At 35.4% G+C, this 16,707-nt stretch carries 17 protein-coding genes and 2 pseudogenes; 13 read left to right on the top strand and 6 right to left on the bottom strand.

The annotated features are described in order from the left end of the window. Positions 1 to 10: 10 nt before the first annotated feature. Both HUB92_RS06695 and HUB92_RS01040 read left to right on the top strand, forming a co-directional pair. Positions 11 to 334, top strand: a complete 324-nt coding sequence (locus HUB92_RS06695) for a hypothetical protein (RefSeq protein ID WP_244663079.1) — start codon at positions 11 to 13, stop codon at positions 332 to 334. Between the two features lie 39 nt (positions 335 to 373). Further along, a pseudogene (locus tag HUB92_RS01040) lies at positions 374 to 816 on the top strand (transposase family protein); the annotation flags it as partial. On the opposite strand, the gene HUB92_RS06905 reads toward HUB92_RS01040, so the two are convergent. Further along, positions 780 to 902 carry a hypothetical protein gene (locus HUB92_RS06905; protein ID WP_256437786.1) on the bottom strand — a complete coding sequence of 41 codons (123 nt, stop codon included), beginning with the start codon at positions 900 to 902 and terminating at the stop codon, positions 780 to 782. The pseudogene HUB92_RS01040 and the gene HUB92_RS06905 sit on opposite strands and share 37 nt — an antisense overlap. Between HUB92_RS06905 and HUB92_RS01035 the strand changes: the two genes are divergently transcribed. The 3 genes and pseudogenes from HUB92_RS01035 (at position 877) to HUB92_RS01025 (ending at position 2,739) form a co-directional block, all read left to right on the top strand. Next, a protein-coding gene (locus HUB92_RS01035) for an IS5 family transposase (RefSeq protein ID WP_410543339.1) occupies positions 877 to 1,643 on the top strand; the annotation gives its coding sequence in 2 pieces (ribosomal slippage) (positions 877 to 1,204 and positions 1,204 to 1,643; 768 coding nt in all). The two genes, HUB92_RS06905 and HUB92_RS01035, sit on opposite strands and share 26 nt — an antisense overlap. A 9-nt stretch (positions 1,644 to 1,652) precedes the next feature. Then, positions 1,653 to 2,054: pseudogene (locus tag HUB92_RS01030) on the top strand (transposase family protein); the annotation flags it as partial. Continuing rightward, complete coding sequence (locus HUB92_RS01025; protein WP_244663078.1) at positions 2,038 to 2,739, top strand: hypothetical protein; 702 nt, start codon at positions 2,038 to 2,040, stop codon at positions 2,737 to 2,739. The pseudogene HUB92_RS01030 and the gene HUB92_RS01025, both read left to right, overlap by 17 nt. A 71-nt stretch (positions 2,740 to 2,810) precedes the next feature. Here HUB92_RS01025 and HUB92_RS01020 read toward each other — a convergent pair whose 3' ends face one another. Genes HUB92_RS01020 through secG form a run of 3 tightly spaced genes read right to left on the bottom strand, consistent with a single transcriptional unit; the run spans position 2,811 to position 5,168 of the window. Continuing rightward, positions 2,811 to 3,218 (bottom strand): nucleoside deaminase, encoded by a 408-nt coding sequence (locus HUB92_RS01020; RefSeq protein WP_209472967.1) that lies wholly within the window; start codon positions 3,216 to 3,218, stop codon positions 2,811 to 2,813. Positions 3,219 to 3,243: 25 nt separating this feature from the next. After that, on the bottom strand, positions 3,244 to 4,848 hold the full coding sequence (gene pyrG / locus HUB92_RS01015; RefSeq protein ID WP_209472965.1) for a CTP synthase: 1,605 nt from the start codon (positions 4,846 to 4,848) through the stop codon (positions 3,244 to 3,246). Continuing rightward, positions 4,848 to 5,168, bottom strand: a complete 321-nt coding sequence (secG, locus tag HUB92_RS01010; RefSeq protein ID WP_007548880.1) for a preprotein translocase subunit SecG — start codon at positions 5,166 to 5,168, stop codon at positions 4,848 to 4,850. The genes pyrG and secG overlap by 1 nt, the downstream gene beginning before the upstream one ends. Positions 5,169 to 5,312: 144 nt before the next feature. Between secG and HUB92_RS01005 the strand changes: the two genes are divergently transcribed. Then, the gene (locus tag HUB92_RS01005; RefSeq protein ID WP_209472963.1) at positions 5,313 to 5,828 is read left to right on the top strand and encodes a gamma carbonic anhydrase family protein; all 516 of its coding nucleotides are present in this window, start codon (positions 5,313 to 5,315) and stop codon (positions 5,826 to 5,828) included. 50 nt (positions 5,829 to 5,878) lie between these two features. On the opposite strand, the gene HUB92_RS01000 is transcribed toward HUB92_RS01005, so the two are convergent. After that, entirely contained in the window at positions 5,879 to 7,087 is a 1,209-nt protein-coding gene (locus HUB92_RS01000) for a hypothetical protein (RefSeq protein WP_209472961.1), read from the bottom strand. A 249-nt stretch (positions 7,088 to 7,336) separates the two neighbouring features. Here HUB92_RS01000 and HUB92_RS00995 point away from each other — a divergent pair, with 249 nt between their 5' ends. The 4 genes from HUB92_RS00995 to HUB92_RS00980 all read left to right on the top strand — a co-directional run bounded on the left by HUB92_RS00995 (position 7,337) and on the right by HUB92_RS00980 (position 13,309). Continuing rightward, on the top strand, positions 7,337 to 9,787 hold the full coding sequence (locus HUB92_RS00995) for a valine--tRNA ligase (protein WP_209472959.1): 2,451 nt from the start codon (positions 7,337 to 7,339) through the stop codon (positions 9,785 to 9,787). Positions 9,788 to 9,853: 66 nt separating this feature from the next. Beyond that, the gene (locus tag HUB92_RS00990; RefSeq protein ID WP_209472957.1) at positions 9,854 to 11,452 is read left to right on the top strand and encodes an AAA family ATPase; all 1,599 of its coding nucleotides are present in this window, start codon (positions 9,854 to 9,856) and stop codon (positions 11,450 to 11,452) included. Between the two features lie 84 nt (positions 11,453 to 11,536). Further along, positions 11,537 to 12,655, top strand: coding sequence for a coiled-coil domain-containing protein (locus HUB92_RS00985; RefSeq protein ID WP_209472955.1), 1,119 nt, complete (start codon positions 11,537 to 11,539; stop codon positions 12,653 to 12,655). Positions 12,656 to 12,823: 168 nt separating this feature from the next. Then, entirely contained in the window at positions 12,824 to 13,309 is a 486-nt protein-coding gene (locus HUB92_RS00980) for a hypothetical protein (RefSeq protein ID WP_209472953.1), read from the top strand. On the opposite strand, the gene HUB92_RS00975 is transcribed toward HUB92_RS00980, so the two are convergent. Continuing rightward, positions 13,302 to 14,128, bottom strand: a protein-coding gene (locus HUB92_RS00975; protein WP_209472530.1) for an IS5 family transposase whose coding sequence is annotated in 2 segments (ribosomal slippage) — positions 13,302 to 13,741 and positions 13,741 to 14,128 — 828 coding nt in all. Because the reading frame shifts where the segments join, the coding sequence is not laid out codon by codon here. The two genes, HUB92_RS00980 and HUB92_RS00975, sit on opposite strands and share 8 nt — an antisense overlap. A 64-nt stretch (positions 14,129 to 14,192) precedes the next feature. On the opposite strand from HUB92_RS00975, the gene HUB92_RS00970 reads away from it, so the two are divergent. Genes HUB92_RS00970 through HUB92_RS00960 form a run of 3 tightly spaced genes read left to right on the top strand, consistent with a single transcriptional unit; the run spans position 14,193 to position 16,602 of the window. Beyond that, positions 14,193 to 15,050 (top strand): coiled-coil domain-containing protein, encoded by an 858-nt coding sequence (locus tag HUB92_RS00970; protein ID WP_244663077.1) that lies wholly within the window; start codon positions 14,193 to 14,195, stop codon positions 15,048 to 15,050. A gap of 30 nt (positions 15,051 to 15,080) precedes the next feature. Further along, complete coding sequence (gene pyrF / locus HUB92_RS00965) at positions 15,081 to 15,755, top strand: orotidine-5'-phosphate decarboxylase (protein ID WP_209472951.1); 675 nt, start codon at positions 15,081 to 15,083, stop codon at positions 15,753 to 15,755. 49 nt (positions 15,756 to 15,804) lie between these two features. After that, a complete protein-coding gene (locus tag HUB92_RS00960; RefSeq protein ID WP_209472949.1) occupies positions 15,805 to 16,602 on the top strand; it encodes a hypothetical protein in 798 nt (265 codons plus the stop codon). Positions 16,603 to 16,707 lie beyond the last annotated feature (105 nt).

Raw genomic sequence — 16,707 nt, 5'->3', positions numbered from 1 at the left:
AAATTTCAAATTGCCTTCTGGTGAAACACTATTGGAGTATTTTTTCAACAATAAATTATTTGATAGTGCTCAATCTTGTATAGATCTAGGAGCAAATGTTTCGCATAATGGGTCATCTTTACTGATACAAGCTCTTCAGAATCGAGATATAGAAGGTATCGGGTTTCTTTTACGAAACAGAGCAGACATTCCAAATAACGCAAACATTTCAAATAATAAGAAAAACTGTAAGTTGTATTTCCAAGTAGCGGTTGGATGTGTAGCGATGTTTTCGCTTGGTATGGGAGCTGCAGCCACGTTTACTCTAATTAAAATAGACTTCTTTCGAAACTAGGATAAAGTAGTAAAAATAGTAATTTTGAGGTAAGGAGAAATGAAGTATGAAATAGTGAAAGAGCTCGATAAAGGGGAGTTTCGTCGACTAACAGGAGTAAAGAGATCAACATTTAACAAAATGGTAGGGATTTTATGTGAAGAGAATAAAAAAAAGAAAGCCAAAGGAGGAAGGAAAAATAAGCTAAACGAGGAGAATATGCTGCTCATGGTATTAGAATACTTACGAGAATACCGTACATATTTTCACATAAGTCAAAGTTATGGAGTAAGTGAAAGTACGGCATATAAAACTGTAAAATGGGTAGAGGATACTCTAATACAACACCCAGATTTCGCATTGCCAGGACGGAAAGAACTCCTAAAAAGCGACGTGGAATATAAGATTCTGGTGATTGATGCAACGGAAACACCTGTAGAGAGACCAAAAAAAAGCAGAAAAGATTTTATTCAGGAAAGAAGAAAAAACATACGCTAAGAGCCTGTCTTGAAAAGAAATGAGAAAGAGAATATGATGAGATAAGTAAAAAATAGTAGGTAAAAATGTATCCAAGTGATATAAGTGACAAAGAATGGGAAATTTTGGAGCCAAGTGTTGCACAAGGTGCAGTAGGACGGCCAAGAAAGCACAATATTAGAACAATTATTAATGCAATAAGATACATAATGAAAGGTGGTTGCCAGTGGAGAATGCTGCCAAAAGATTTTCCGCCATGGAAAACGGTGTATGATTATTTTCTCAGGTGGCGTAATAGTGGCAAATTGGAAGAAATACACGATATGTTAGTAAAAAAGGTAAGAAAAATGGTTGGCAAAAATGAAATACCTTCGGTAGGAATAATTGACAGTCAATCAGTGAAAACCACTCAAAAAGGGGATCCAGAGGATATGATGCTGGCAAGAAAATAAAGGGTAGAAAACGTCACATCATTGTGGATACAATAGGCCTAATTATTACAGCTGATGTTCATAGTGCAGGCATTCAAGATCGTGATGGTGCTCTAAATCTTTTTACTCAAGCTAAACGAAAAGCTTCAACGCTACAAAGGTTTCTCGCTGATCAGGGATATATTGGTAAATTGCAAAATTACTGTTTATTGAAAACAGGATGTTTATTGACGATTACTAAAAAAGCAGCTGATGCTGTAGGATTTCAAGTTATTCCTAAACGGTGGATTGTTGAAAGAACTTTTGCTTGGCTTTCCAATTTTAGACGTATGAGCAAGGATTATGAGCATTCTCCTCTTACTTCAAAAACTAATATCTCCTTTAATATGATTACTATTATGCTTGCTAAATTAGCTGCTTAGTTCCTTTCAAGACAGGTTCTAAAAACCCAAATAATTGCAGAAAAGAAGAGCAAGAAAATTATTTGTACGTCATTTTCAAACGGGAGAAAGCATGACTTTCGGCTTTTCAAGGAGTCAAAAGTGCATGTATCAGAAGGTATAAAAGTTTTAGCCGATGCTGGCTATAGAGGTTTTCAGAAAATTCACAAAAATGTCGAGTTGCCACACAGAAGGATGAAAAAGAGTCCCTTAATTAAGGAAAAAAAGGTAGAAAATCGGGAGCTAGCAAGCAAAAGAGTAGTAGTTGAGAATGTAATTGGTCTGTTAAAAAGATTCAAAATTATTGCAGACAGATACCGCAATCGGAGAAAACGTTTTGGCTTAAGATTCAATTTTATAGCAGGAATTCACAATTTTGAGCTGTCTATATGAGTTTCGAAAGAGGTCTAGTGAAAGAAAATTGCCTGAAGATAAGCAGTGGGCTAAGGTATTAAAAAATACAGTACCAAACTTAATAAGAAATCAAGAAGTTGTGCGGAATGTTATAGTACCAACTCTTACTGATATTTTAAAGAGCCTATCAGAATCAAGAGAAGAAAGAAAATTTATAATCTATACTCTGGTCTGCCTGAAAGAAGTGATTGATGAAGTTTATACGACATCGGTACAAGAGTCATTGTATAGGATATTAGGAGTAGAACTTGCAAATAGTCTAAATGGTATGGTACAGGCAATAAGTAACCTATTAGGCTGCTATGGACACGAAGAAGTAGAACGTGCAAGAACCGCAAATGAGTTAGATTACAGAGTAGGTAAACTTACACCTGAAGAAACGCAGCAATTCGTTATAAACTTAGGAGAGAGAGTAGGATCTCTCAGGGAGTTTGAGGGTCGAGTTACAAATAAACAGTCAATTAGTAAATTGATAGATTATTGTTTGGACCCAAAACTGAATGATAGGGAAGCAGCCGCAACACTATTAAATTATATACTCACATGTACTGAAGATGGTCGTTATTTGGCCGCTGAAGCTGGTACTAATAATAATTTATCTAGCAACTCTAATGTTGTACTTATTACGCACGTGGCAGCAAATCGATCTGCACAGTTAGACTAGAGGCGGCTATATGGAAAAAAGTGAAGATAGTTTCAGAGATAAGCAAGCAAATGACAATTGATAGACTTAAACTATGTTCTCAATTTCTCAAAAAAATCCTTTAACAAAAAAGAGCATTCTGTTTCTAATATCCCACCATAAACTTCAGGTATATGGCTGCAAAATTGAAATATCTTAGCACCATTTTCAATTCCTCCACCTTTTGGATTATAAGCTCCAAAGTACAATCGTTTAATTCTGGCAAAGGAAATAGCTTGAGCACACATCGGACATGGTTCTAATGTTACGTACATATCAGCATCACAAAGCGTGGGAGTTGAAAATGCTTGTCTGATCGCTAACATCTCTGCATGTGCAGTTGGATCGCTGGATATATTGTGTGCAGAAGAAATGATATTGTCTCCACTCACTATTACAGCACCTATGGGCACCTCATCATTTTTTTGAGCGAGTTTGGCTTGCTCTATGGCAAGCTCCATATATTGATACTTAAACACTAGGCACTTATTTCTTATCAATTGCTGCTTTAACGAACGACACGAAAAGAGGATGAGGAGAAAACGGCTTTGATTGAAATTCTGGATGAAACTGCACACCAATAAACCACGGATGACTCTCTAACTCCACTGCCTCTATGCACGTTCCATCTTCTGATATGCCACTGCATAACAGCCCATTTTTTTCTAAGTCATCTTTATAATCTGAATTGATTATGTACCTATGCCTGTGTCTTTCTGAAATAGTAGTGTTACTATATGCATCCATCATTTTAGAGTTTGCATTTATATTACATTTGTATGCCCCAAGTCTCATGGTTCCACCAAGATCGTCATCTTGATCGCCAGCTAACTTAACGATTGGATGTTTACAGTTACGAAATTCTTCAGAGTGTGCATCTTCAAGCTTAACAACATTACGAGCAAACTCAATAATTGCAAGCTGCATACCAAGGCAAATTCCGAAAAATGGGATATTATTTGTACGGGCATAATTTATTGCTAATATTTTACCCTCTACTCCGTCATCACCAAACCCCCCTGGAACAAGGATTGCATGAGAATTCTGTAATTTCTCTCCTATAAGTTTTTCATTTATAGGTTTTTCTTCCTTCTCTCTTGAGTTAACCCAATTTATCCTTACTTTGACTTTATTACTAATCGCACCATGATTTAATGCTTCAACTAGTGATTTATACGCATCAGGGAATTCGGTGTATTTTCCCACTATAGACACAGTAACTTCCTGTGTTGGGTGCCTTATGGAATGCACTATTTGATCCCATTCAGTCAAGCTTGGTCTTGGCTTACTTAAATGAAAGTGCTCCAAAATTTGCGTATCAAGCCCACATTGGCTATACAACACCGGTAACTCATATATATGACTCACATCAGGAGCAGGTATCACATTGGATAAAGAAACATTGCAAAGCTTAGCTATTTTCTCTCTTTGATTATTGAAAATTTCTTTCTCACTGCGGCATAATATAATATCTGGTTGTAACCCCGCGGAATTTAACTCTCGAACTGAATGCTGCGTTGGCTTTGTCTTTAATTCTTGCGCTGCGGTAAGATATGGTATTAAAGTTAAGTGAATAAGGATAACTCTTTGTTTTCCTAATGTGTAGTTAACTTGGCGTATAGCCTCCAAAAATGGTTGGCTTTCAATGTCACCTACAGTTCCACCTATTTCACATATTACAAAATCTAAACCTTCCGTACCATTAAAAATGAACGATTTGATCAAATCTGTTACATGAGGAATGACTTGCACAGTTTTGCCCAGATAATCACCACGCCTCTCTTTCTTCAATAACTCATGATATATCTTACCAGTTGTTATATTGTCATCTTTTGTTGCTTTAATTCCAGTAAAACGCTCATAATGCCCAAGATCCAAATCAGTTTCAGCACCATCTTCGGTAACAAATACCTCTCCGTGCTGAGTTGGGTTCATTGTCCCAGGATCAATGTTGAGATACGGGTCAAGTTTTCTGATACGGATCTTAAAACCGTGAGCTTGAAGAAGCGCACCAACACTCGAAGCAACTAAGCCTTTACCAAGCGATGACACAACTCCACCTGTGACAAAGATAAATTTAGCTTCCTTCATTAATTTTCAAATGGAACAGAAGTAGATTCACTTTCTTGCTTTTTTTCTAATATAATTTTTTCTGCGATCGATTTTTTATGTACGTCTTTTGAACATAATCCTGACAATAGCAATGTGTTTATAATAAACAATCCAGCAACAATAGCCGTTATTCTGCTGAGCGGGTTTTCAGAAGATTTCACCGGAATCATCGAATTGACCCCCTGTTGTGTATTACTAAAACCACTTAACGAACTACTTCCAGGCGGCTGCAAGAGCACTAAAATTACTAACACAACAACCAATATTATTTGAAATATACTTAATACCGCTACTGACATTATAGATAGGGCTGAAAATAAAAATCTTAGCAGTACAAAGCACGTAAGTCAAGAACATCTGTCACCCAAGTAGTTTGAAATCTAAGTATGTATTTACTGCTTACCTTATTTTGATTAACATATGCATAAGACTTTGGGCTTAATATGTATCACATTTTAAAATACAAAGATTATGAACCAAAAATAGACGAAAGTGCTTTCATCGCAGGTGGTTCGCATATCATAGGCAAGGTTGAAATAGGAAGAGATGCAAGCATCTGGTTTAATTGTGTAATCAGAGGGGACGTTGGATCAATAAAAATAGGTAATGGAACAAATATTCAAGATGGAACGGTAATTCATGTGGATAGAAACCCAGGTGGTGACACAATTATTGGCAGCATGTTAACAGTGGGACATTTTTGTGTGTTGCACGCATGCACGGTGCATGATAAGGCGTTTATTGGTATGGGCTCTACCGTGATGGACCATGCAGTTGTGGAGCCTGAAGCTATGGTAGCTGCTGGCTCACTGGTAACACACGGAAAAGTGATAAAAAGTGGGGAAATATGGGCTGGCAGGCCAGCAAAGTTCTTCAAAAAGATGTCGAATGAAGAAATTAAACATATTACACAATCAGCACAAAATTATATTATGCTAATGAAGGAATATAAAAACTGAAGTTCGCGTCAAGTGTTTTACTTGACACGTACATTTCGGCTTAACCCTTGTTACTTCTTTTTCCCATTCTCATTTACTTCTTGTGCTTTTGCCCCATCTACTTGAGTACTAGGTAATACTGCATATGTAATACCACCGGCTACGAGTGCAGATGCTGCTGCTATACCAATCATTACTAACATCTCTAACTTAACTGTACGTTCAAGTGCAGTAAATGCTATCAGTCCAGCAGCAAGACCCATACCAACAGTAGCAGTGTACCGTGCTCCATTGCCTTGTTTTGGTTGCTCAGTTGTTTTGCTTTTATCTTCTAGTTTTCTATTTTTCTCCTCAGCTTCAGTCAATCGATTTTGTAAGTCTTTTGTTTCATCCTTTTTGGCTTTTAACTGAGCAGCAGTATCATTTGGTGCTGCCTTTAACTGCGCAACTTCATCATTTAGTTTATTTATTTCATCCTCTTTGGCTTTTAACTGAGCAGCATTTGGTTGGTTGTTTAACTGTGCTTCTAAATCTTTTATTTTATTTGTTAGTGTTGTTTTTTCACCCTCTAACTTCGTAACAGCAGCATCTGGTTGAGCTTTTAATGCTGTCATTTCATTCTCTTTCTCTGTTAACTTTTGCTGTAACGCCACAGCATCTAATGCTTCCAATTCTGTTATTTTAGCATTTTTCTCTTCTAACTGCTGCTGCAACGCTGTAGAATCTATTGCCTTTAGTTTTTCCACTTCAGCTTCTAAGTCTTGTTTTTCCTGCTGAGCTGTGTCCAATTGATCTTGTAATTCTTGTGTTTTAATTCTCAATTCCTCCTCAGCTTTCTTCTTTGCAGCTTCTAATTCTTCATTTTTCCCCTTTAACTGCTCTTCTGCAGCTTCCAATTCTGTTGTTTTAACATTTTTCTCTTCTAACAATTGTACTGTGGGATGGCAAGATAGGGCTTTTACCATAATCTCCTCTTTCCCATCGTTAAAGCCTAACAGATTTTTCATTTCTTCTAGGCGACTAAAATATTTGCCACCCTTTTTCCCAACGGATTTTACATTCATGATTGTATTATCTCCTAGTTCTTCTTGAGGATAAGAACCAGTAATATATAGTTGTTGATCATTTAGCGTACAGCCCACATAAAACTTGTCATCAATTATAGCACCACTCTTATCTACGTTTTTATACTTTTTAAATTCTTCATAATCATCTTTTTTTATAACAAGCACTATTTTATCATCGGCAACCTGTATTATACCATTCTTTAAGCTTAGCATAACGAACCTCAATTATAATTTAACATTACATAATACCCTTAGAACCTAAGGTCAAGTAATATTTTTATCATAGCATAGAAAATTTATGTTCGTAAACAAAAAATTTTGGCGTAAAATTGCCGTAATTGTGCTATAGCTAAAGTAATTTAGGTTTACCGACCATCGTCATTCCGCTGCTTGTTAGCGGGATCTAGAGATACCGCGGCGGTATGACGTTGCTAGCTTAAGGTTTAAAATTGAGAAATATTTATGTTAAAAGAAAAATACGGCTTTAAAGAAGTTGAAGACAAATGCAACATATTGTGGGAAGGAAGTAAAGTTTATAAATGGAATGGTGAAAAGGATAACACTTTCACTATAGACACACCTCCGCCGACAATATCGGGAAAACTCCATATTGGCCATATATTTAGCTATTGCCACACGGACTTTATTGCAAGGTTTCAGCGCATGCTGGGAAAAGATGTGTTTTACCCAATTGGGTTTGATGATAATGGGCTTCCCACTGAAAGATTGGTTGAACAAACCTATAAAACCCGTGCAAAAGAAGTTGGCAGAGAAAAATTTATAGAGATGTGCCATGAGGTTATTGAAAAATCAAAGCAAGAATTCAAGGAACTATTTAAATCAGTCGGCATTAGTTATGACTGGGATTTGGAATATCACACGATCAGCAAGGAAACTGTGACGCTTTCACAGATGTCGTTTATTGATCTATATAATAAAGGGTATGCATATAGAAAAATGCAGCCCATCCTTTGGGACCCGGTTGATAAAACAGCAATTGCGCAAGCAGAAATAGAAGATAAAGTTTTTGAGTCATCCTTAAACACGATAGTTTTCTCTACTCAAGAAAATGAGCAGATCAATATTGCAACTACGCGACCTGAGTTACTTCCAGCATGCGTTGCAGTTTTTTGTCATCCAGAGGATGCGCGCTACACTCATCTGATCGGAAAAACAGCCATAGTGCCAATAACAAAGGAAAAAATTCCAATCATAGCTGATGATAAGGTTAAAATAGATAAAGGCACTGGGCTTGTTATGTGCTGTACGTTTGGTGATGAACTCGACATATATTGGCAGCAAAAGCATAATCTGCCGATGAAAATTATCATCGATCAGGATGGGAGGATGAACCTGAATGATGTCATTCAAGTAGCTGACACTGGAATCTATAGTGAAATAAATGGATTGAAAGTTAAAGAAGCAAGAAAGCGGATAATCGAAATCCTAACTCAAAGAGGCCTTTTGATAGAAAGCACTAACATTTCTCATTCTGTTAAGTGTGCAGAAAGATCTGGTGCACCACTTGAGATATTGCCTACTTATCAATGGTTTATCAAGACCTTAGAGCAAAAAGCTCAAGTATTAGATAAAGTAAAAGAATGCAATTGGCATCCAGCTACTATGCGTAAACGCATGGAAGTGTGGATAGAAGGGCTAAATTGGGACTGGTGCATCTCAAGGCAACGTTATTTTGGTGTGCCATTTCCAGCGTGGTATTCCAACCGTAAGGGAGAAGAAGGTAAAATTATTCTAGCTGAGATAAAGGACCTGCCTATAGATCCATTGAAAGATTTGCCAAAAGGGTATAGCAAAGAAGAGGTTATCCCAGATCAAGATGTAATGGATACCTGGGCCACAAGTTCAATTACTCCTCAACTGAGTGCACTGGCAGTAAACAGTGAGTTTAGCTTACCAAATCATCGCTATGATACGATATTTCCTGCAGATCTGCGCAGCCAGAGCCATGAGATAATAAGAACTTGGGCTTTTTATACTATTTTAAAGGCACATTATCATGCAAATTCTTTACCTTGGAAAAACATTATGATCAGCGGTTGGTGTTTAGCAGATGATAAGAAAAAGATGAGTAAATCAAAAGGTAATATCATCACTCCTCATGTAATACTTGAAACTTATGGAGCTGATGTAGTGCGCTATTGGGCAGCGAACTCAAGGCTTGGAGTTGATACAGTCTACTCTGAAAATACATTCAAAATTGGCAAGCGCCTCGTTACAAAACTTTGGAACGCTAGCAAGTTCGTTTCCATGTTCATGGAAAAGCATCAAGTGATGAGCATAAATTCTGCTCACGAGACAATGGATAAGTGGATATTGTCTAAGTTATACAAAGTTATAGAAAGAGCAACAAATAACCTATTACAGTTTGAATACTGCGAAGCTTTGGGCGCAATAGAGGAATTTTTTTGGAAGGATTTTTGTGATAGTTACTTGGAGTTAGTAAAAAAACGTGCGTACGGAAGCAGTGAAGCAACCTTAAGTGCAAAACAAAGCTTGGCGTATGTGTTAAATGTTATTTTGCGGTTATTTGCACCTTTCTTGCCATACATTACAGAAGAGATATACCACCAGTTGTATAGTTATAATTCTGTACACAATCAAAGTAATTGGCCAAGCAAAGAAGAACTTATCTACGATAAATATTCAGAGGAAATGGGAGATAATGTTATTCAGATATTAAACATTATCAGAAAGATAAAGGCAGATAATAATGTATCAGTTAAGCATCTGATAAAAAAGTTGATGATAAAAGCAGATCTACGAGAGGATAAGTTGGATCAATCCGCACAGAATGATTTGCAGGCAGTTTGCAATGCGGAAACGATAGAGTGGATGCAGTCTGAGCTTGAAACTGAAGACGAGAAATACATAGTGAATATAGATTTATATTGATTTTTATAGCTTTACTTCCTTTAATATCCATGCTATTGTAATAATTATTAGTATGAGGGAATAATAATGGGGGGTTTATATAATAAAGCCAATGCACCGTATCTTATAGCTGGTGCTCTTGCTACTTTGGTATTGCTTGCGTCTGGGACACTTGCCGTTGCCCCTTATGTTGAGTTCTTGTCTTCAGTTGCAGCCTTTAATGTAGCTCTTCCTGTTGCTTTGAGTTTGTCTATACTTTCTGTTCTGGTGCTTGTACTTTCATGTAAAATGATCAGCCAGAATAAGAAGCTTGATGCACAAAAAGCAGAACCTAATGAAAAAAATGGATTAGCTAAAGAGCAAGAAAATATAATACAAAGCTTAGAGCCTCAAATCAAAGAGCTAAATAAGAGGCTTAGTAGTCAGTACAATGAGATTGAAAAGCTAATTGCTAGTGCTGCAAAAAAAGAGGAGCTAAATAAGCTTAACAATGAAGTGAAAGAGCTAAAGGTAAAGATTGCTAGTGTTGCAACAAAAGAAGAGATAAATAAGCTTAGTAATGAAGTTGAAAAGCTAATTGGTAGTGCTGCAACAAAAGATGAAATGGAAGAGCTAAAGGCAAAGATTGCTAGTGCTGCAGCAGAAAGTAAAACACAAGAAAAGATTTTTATGAAATTTTGCGCAAAAGGTGAAAAAAGAGGGAAGAAAGCATTTGAGGATTTTATATTTATAAAAGAGATAAAAACAAAATTAGTAAATATTTATGAATCAATAAAAAATAATATTAATATAGTGTCTTCAGCAAAATCAGGTGATTCAGAAGAAGAGCAAGAAAAAATACAAAGAGGATTCATTTTTCACGGTCCAGGAGGAACTGGTAAGAGTTCAATTGTTGAGGCGATTGGGGATCAGCTGATATCTCTAACTACATTTATAAAAGTTTCTGGAGCTGATTTGCTTGAAAAATCAAATATAAATGAGCTTTTTAATAAAGCAAACGAAAACGCTCCTTGTATAGTTCTTATAGATGAAATCGACAGCTTTGGCAAGGGACGCACTGATGCCAATCGAGTACCTTTAAATTATTTTTTCACTAGATTCGATGAAGCTGATAAAGGTGTGACGGTGTTTGCTACAACTAATGTTAGTCTGCAAGATTTAGATGCATCACTTGTTAGGGGAAGTCGTTTGAGTAGTAAACTCAAGTTTACTATGATAGAAGGAAGTATACTTAAGAATATACTGAAGGATGGTCTGAATGAAAAATTAAAAAATAAAAAGTACAAGCATGCTATCTTAAGAATTTTAAACGAAACAAGACTTACAACACTCTCTATCTCAGCAGCAGATGTGGAATGTTTTATAAATTATATAGTTGAAAAGTTAAACAACAAGATTGGAACTTCTGCTTATACTATAATTAAAGATTTTTGTATTGAATATAATATTGGAGAGGTGTCGAATAAGCAGACTAACAGGAAAATTGAAAATTCTATAGGAGAATCACAGCAATACACATCCAGACCATCACATAAGCTGAATGACGCTTTATGTGATTCTGGATATACCAGTATGTTCTACCCCCGATCAATAGCTAACGAGACTTATAAGTACAATGGTACACTCGATACACAAGGTCTAAGTCATTTTTTAGCTAGCAGACTGAAGATGGGAAGTTTGTTGTAGGTGCAGCACTATAATTCCTCCACAGATAAGAGAATTTTAATAAATATATACAAGACTGCTGAACGTGGGGGGAGGAGGGGAGTAATGAGCAATTTGCTTAGTGAGGCTAACACATTTTATTTTATAGCTAGTTCCTTAGCTACTCTTACGTTACTTACATCTTTAGCGCTTATTGTAACTTCTAATGTGCCTCTTCCTCTAATTCTTGCTTTAGCTACATTATCTATTTTGGTGCTTGCACTTTCATGTAAAATAATTAGTAATAATGTAGAATTGGAAGCAAAAGTAAAAGGTCAGTTAGAACATAAGGAGGAGATGCTTTCTCTTGAACACCAAGAGTTACGTGATGAAAATACAAGATTGAATGAAAGAGTGGATTCTTTAATGGAGGAATTGTGTCAATGCAAATTAGAAAGTGAAAAGAATAAGTTATGTTTAAAGTCAGAATATGAAGATGAGTTACGCTTAAGATTGGAATATGAAGATGAATTAAACTTGGAATTAGAACATAAAAGTAGGGAAGCTTCTTCTCTGCGTACTCAATTAACTATGTTAAGAAAAAAAGTAGAAGTAGAAGAAGTAAAACAATTAAAAACTTTAGAATCGGAAGAACAACATGAGAGCTCAGAAAGCGACATAGAAGAATTAGAGAAGAAGTTATGCCAGTCGGAAAAGGAAAAGAAAGAATTAGAAGGTAAAGTTAGTGATGAACGTCAAAAGCGCACTGATCTTGAAAGTAAAGTTGATAAATTGTGTACAAAGGAGAAAGAGTACTTATCTAAAATTAAGGAGCTGGAAAAGGAGTCATTATCTTTACAAAAAGAAGAGAAAGAATCTGATAACACATTAACAACAGTGAATGATGATCGCGATAATAAGGTGAAAGAATTAAACAGTTCACTTTTGAAGCAATCCTCTCAAATAGAACAACTTCAAAAAGCTTTATTGGAAAAGAAAAAAGAAGAAGTGCTTTTTTTGCAACGGATGATAGAATATGTAACAGATGAGGTAGAAAAATTAGTAAGGGAAAATGAAGTGATCAGAGATGATGATAAAAAAGTAATATTACAAGTGATTCAAGCAACAAAGTCTGTGTTAGTAGAAGAAGCTGCACAATATTTGCCAGGCGAAACGTCTGTTCCTTCATTTGTGGAAGATCCTGGATATACCAGTGGATGTTCTACCCCGATCAATAGCCACTAGACATTTTGAGTACAGTTGTACACTGGATACATAAAACCTTAGCCATTTTTAGCTAGTAGACTGAAAAAGGAAAGTTTGTTGTAGGTGCAGCACTATAATTCCTCCACAGATAAGAGAATTTTAATAAATATATACAAGACTGCTGAACGTGGGGGGAGGAGGGGAGTAATGAGCAATTTGCTTAGTGAGGCTAACACATTTTATTTTATAGCTAGTTCCTTAGCTACTCTTACGTTACTTACATCTTTAGCGCTTATTGTAACTTCTAATGTGCCTCTTCCTCTAATTCTTGCTTTAGCTACATTATCTGTTTTGGTGCTTGCACTTTCGTATAAAATAATTAGTAATAATAAAAAAATAGAGGTTGAGAGAAATAAATTCGCTCAGAAAGAGCAAGAGTTAGAAAATAAAATAACTCTAGGAAAGGAAGCTGAAAAAGCTGCAAACAAAGAAGTGGAAAAATTAAAACATGAATTAACTCGAGAAAAGCAAAATTTAGACAAGAGAGCAAAAAGATTGGATCAGAAAGTAAATGAGTCAGAAATTGAGAGAGAATCTCTTCTTGAAGAAAAAAAATCTTTAGAGAAAAAATTAGAAACAGCAAAGAATCGTACGTTTGAAATAGACAATAGACCTCTTTCGAAACTCATATAGACAGCTCAAAATTGTGAATTCCTGCTATAAAATTGAATCTTAAGCCAAAACGTTTTCTCCGATTGCGGTATCTGTCTGCAATAATTTTGAATCTTTTTAACAGACCAATTACATTCTCAACTACTACTCTTTTGCTTGCTAGCTCCCGATTTTCTACCTTTTTTTCCTTAATTAAGGGACTCTTTTTCATCCTTCTGTGTGGCAACTCGACATTTTTGTGAATTTTCTGAAAACCTCTATAGCCAGCATCGGCTAAAACTTTTATACCTTCTGATACATGCACTTTTGACTCCTTGAAAAGCCGAAAGTCATGCTTTCTCCCGTTTGAAAATGACGTACAAATAATTTTCTTGCTCTTCTTTTCTGCAATTATTTGGGTTTTTAGCGTATGTTTTTTCTTCTTTCCTGAATAAAATCTTTTCTGCTTTTTTTTGGTCTCTCTACAGGTGTTTCCGTTGCATCAATCACCAGAATCTTATATTCCACGTCGCTTTTTAGGAGTTCTTTCCGTCCTGGCAATGCGAAATCTGGGTGTTGTATTAGAGTATCCTCTACCCATTTTACAGTTTTATATGCCGTACTTTCACTTACTCCATAACTTTGACTTATGTGAAAATATGTACGGTATTCTCGTAAGTATTCTAATACCATGAGCAGCATATTCTCCTCGTTTAGCTTATTTTTCCTTCCTCCTTTGGCTTTCTTTTTTTTATTCTCTTCACATAAAATCCCTACCATTTTGTTAAATGTTGATCTCTTTACTCCTGTTAGTCGACGAAACTCCCCTTTATCGAGCTCTTTCACTATTTCATACTTCATTTCTCCTTACCTCAAAATTACTATTTTTACTACTTTATCCTAGTTTCGAAAGAAGTCTAATGAATTGGACAAAACAAGAAAGGAAATAGGTAAGCTTAATGAGCAGGAAGAGAAATTAAAACTTGAAATCTCATGTTTAAAGAAACAGTTGGAAGAAAGAAGTAGATTTATTGCAAAGCTGAAGATGGAAGTGGATGATAATAAACATTTAGAGCTAGAGAATAAGGGGTTAAATGATAGAATAGAAACGTTACGTGAAGTACAAAAGGCACTACGTGAGAAAAAACATGAACTTAGTGAAAAAGTAGAGGCATTGAATAAGGAAAAAAATAAACTTTCTAAAGAAGTAGAGGAATTACGTGAAGAACAAGAAAGGCTGCATGCAAACTTAGATAAGCTACAATGTAAAATTAAAGAGGTCAACAAAGAAAAGAAAAATTTATCTAAAGAATTAAAAGAGAAATTTGAAGAGTTAGATGAAGCAAATGGTTTAATTAAAAATCAATCTTTTGAGTTAGATGGGATAAGAAAAGATTGTAATAATGAAGTAAAAAGTTTAAGAAATTCACTTTTAGAACGAGACAGTCAAATAGAAGATTTTTTGAAAGAGAAAGAAAAACAAGTGAATTTTGCGCAACTGTTGATAAGATGCGTAACAGACAATATAGAAGAACCAATAAGAAATAATGATGGAAAAGCAATATTAGATACGATTCAAATATTAAAGTCTGCGTTACAAGGAGAAATTGCACGGCTTTTGCCAGAGGAAACGCCTTCTTCTTCGCTGGAAGATCTTGGATATGAATCATTATTTGTCAGTCGCTCATCCACCCCGACCAAGTTGCCAAATTCACTATTGACAGAATCTTATGAACGCAGTCAGTTCAATCAGAGTGAAAGTATTTGCACAACACAACAATGAGTCTTATTATAAGATAAATCATGCAAGATAATGAACCCAATAATATGCGCACTGGATACACAAGACTTAAATAAGGCTATTTCTCTAGCTAATGCTCTGCGTGGTAAAGTTGGCATGGTAAAGCTGGGATTAGAATTTTTTGCTGCTCAAGGTCTTTCTGGAGTGCAAGAAGTTGCAAAATGCAATGTACCAATTTTTTTAGATCTGAAATTGCATGACATTCCAAACACTGTAGCCAAAACAGTTGAAGTAATAAAAGTTCTGAACATTGAAATGTTAACTCTGCACATCAGCGGTGGAACAAAAATGCTTGAAGAAGCGCTAAGTGTAGTGCAAGGCACAAAAATAAAGCTGATTGGGGTGACAGTGCTAACTAGTATGAGCAATGAGGATTTAAACGAGCTTGGAGTAGCAAGAGAAGTAAAATCACAGGTAATTTTGCTTGCAAAGCTTGCAAAAAAGATTGGACTCTATGGAATAGTCTGTTCTGCATTGGAAGCTCAGGAAGTGCGCCGAGAATGCGGTGAAGACTTTAAAATTATTACTCCAGGAATTCGTATAGATCCAGGTCATGACGACCAAAAAAGAACAGCAACACCAAAAGAAGCAATAAATTCAGGAGCTGATTATATCGTCATTGGCAGACCCATTACAAAAACTACAAGTAGTGCGGAGCTAATATTGAAATCCATGAAAGAATTTTAATATAATAACTTAATTTATAAAAATACTAACATATTAATTAGGAATAAGCATGAGTAATATCAATAGAATAATACGCGAAGTAATCAAGGAATTCCGCTCAAAATTACCAGATAAGGAAATAGAGGAATATTCTGGCAAATTGAATAAGCTACATATCTACCAGTGCAATAAGCATATAATAGAAAATAAGAAGCTATATCATTATACAATAAATGGGAAAACCCATGCTATGGGTCAGCATGGGCATAATTTTGTCAAGAGTTTAGAAGTTATCTTGAGGAATAAGCCACAAATTTCCTTAGAAGAGGTAATTGATTTTATGGAAAAAATAATTAATTTTGGTATTGATAGTTGTTATGGAGCATTTGAGATGATATTTGAATCTCGCTCTGGTGTTACAATAGATGATGCAGTTAATTTTGTAAAAGATAGCTTATCTAGTAAATTTTATAGATTCCATGGCAGTGGGATTTTCAAAGTAATATTAGAACTTAATCCAGAGAGCTCTCTTGAAGAGATAGAGAAACAATTTAGCAAAGTAGTAGATCCTTACTTTCTTAATGCTTGGAGTCGAGAAAGTGAAAGGGCTTTTGCTAAGATATGTAGGTTATGTAGAGAAGGACATGTGGAGAATATGCAGAAATTTGATTTTAGCAATTTTAATTTAGATCAAGATAGTGCTGGAGCATTAAGAGCACTGTTACAGTATTGTGTTGACGTTTCTAATCAAAAAGCTTTAGGTGATTCACATGAATTTCATAGAGAAGAGATGGAGGGGATATATAAATTTGATGATAATTACGATTTAAATTTAGATAGTGATCATAATGATAGTATCTGGCATTGAAATTATACTACAATAATAAAATAACTGGATAAAAATTATCACCAAAAAAATTCAAAAAAGTGCTTGACATAAAAGAACGAACATTATATAGTGTCATTATCTTTT

The sequence above is a fragment of the Wolbachia endosymbiont of Wiebesia pumilae genome, assembly GCF_017869285.1.
Classification (GTDB): Bacteria; Pseudomonadota; Alphaproteobacteria; order Rickettsiales; family Anaplasmataceae; genus Wolbachia; species Wolbachia pipientis.
The sequence above is the reverse complement of the archived record's forward strand: the minus strand, read 5'-3'. Positions and strand labels throughout refer to the sequence as shown.